Source organism: Phenylobacterium sp., from assembly GCF_030693805.1.
Classification (GTDB): Bacteria; Pseudomonadota; Alphaproteobacteria; order Caulobacterales; family Caulobacteraceae; genus Phenylobacterium.
In genome coordinates, this window is sequence record NZ_JAUXZW010000033.1 from 1 (window position 1) to 1552 (window position 1552).

Sequence of the window (1552 nt, forward strand, 5' to 3'; positions counted from 1 at the left end):
GGCCATACGGTCGCGATCCATCACCGTCACCACCACCGGCCCAGCCGCCTCGCCACCCAGCCGCCCCTTGGCCCGCAACGCCGCCAACAGCCGGTCGACGCCAATGGAAACCCCAGTCGCCGGCACCGCTTGCCCGGTAAAGCGCTTGACCAGATCATCATAGCGCCCACCGCCCGCCACCGAGCCAAAAGACCGCTTGCGGCCCTTTTCGTCGAGGATTTCAAAGGTCAGTTCGGCCTCATAGACCGGGCCGGTGTAGTAGCCGAGGCCACGGACGACCGAGGGGTCGATGACAATGCGATCAGGGCCGTAGCCTTGGGAGGCGAGGAGGTCTGCTATCGAACGCAGTTCATCGACACCTTCAATGCCAACTGATGAAGTTCCAACTGCGGATGACAGTTTTTCCAACGTCTCAGCATTTGACCTGCCCTTTGAAGTGAGGAAGGCAATTATGTGCCTAGACTGACTTTCGGTAAGTCCGACACCATCAATAAAAGCACCAGATGCATCGAGACGGCCATCGCCCAAGAGTTCCTTAACTCCCGCTTCTCCAATCTTGTCAAATTTATCAATCGTGCGGAGAACACCGCTGCGCGTCACTTCATCCCATGCGGCTTCAATGGTTCCTCGCAAATTGTCGCCTTCTGGGAAGGGCCGCAAAGGCGCTGCCACTTCCATCACCCCATTCAGCACCTTGCGGTTGTTCACCTTGATCACATAATCGCCGCGCTCAATCCCTACGGCTTCCAGCGCATCGGCCAGCATCATGCAAATCTCGGCGTCGGCGGCGACGGACGGGGATCCGACCGTATCGGCGTCGCATTGATAGAACTGGCGGAACCGGCCGGGGCCGGGTTTTTCGTTGCGCCAGACCGGCCCCATCGCATAGCGGCGGTAGGGGTTGGGCAGATCATTGCGGTGCTGGGCATAGACGCGGGCCAGCGGTGCAGTCAGGTCATAGCGCAGCGCCAGCCAGTCTTTATCCTCGTCCTGCCAGGCAAACACTCCCGCATTGGGACGGTCCACGTCGGGCAGGAATTTTCCCAGCGATTCCACGGTTTCAACCGCCGACGTTTCCAGCGGATCAAAGCCGTAGCGGTGGTAGACTTCGGCGATCTTGTCCAGCATGGCGCGGCGCTGGAGCACCTCGGCGCCAAAATAGTCGCGGAACCCCTTCGGCGTTTCAGCGCGCGGACGGCGGATTTTTGTCGCCGGAGTGTCGGGCGGGTTGCTGTCGGTCATGGCTTTGCCCTTCGCATCTGTCGGGCCTCCGTGTAACGGAAGGGGGCCGGGGCGGCAAGCGTTCGGGACATCTGGACTTTGCCCGGATTTCGCATGGATAAGGGAGGTGCCGGACAGGGCAGGCGCAACGCTGGGACGGGGACGGATATGGACCGGATCGAAGCACTGGAAGAACGGGTGGCGCATCTGATGCGCGGGCTTGAGGATCTGTCCGACGTGGTGGCGCGGCTTGCCGACGAGATCGACCGGCTGACCCGGCACAGTGCGATGCTGATGCAGCGCGAGGCCGAACGGGAGGCGGACGGCGGTG

The 1552-nt window shown here is 61.7% G+C and carries 2 protein-coding genes; one reads left to right on the plus strand and one right to left on the minus strand.

Translation table 11 applies throughout. The annotated features are described in order from the left end of the window. Positions 1-1242, minus strand: a 1242-nt coding sequence (gene hisS / locus Q8M88_RS01640; protein ID WP_305594425.1) for a histidine--tRNA ligase, incomplete at its 3' end; no start/stop codon positions are given. Positions 1243-1389: 147 nt separating this feature from the next. Between hisS and Q8M88_RS17660 the strand changes: the two genes are divergently transcribed. Further along, positions 1390-1552 (plus strand): SlyX family protein (locus Q8M88_RS17660; RefSeq protein WP_371132611.1); only part of this gene is annotated, 163 nt, incomplete at its 3' end.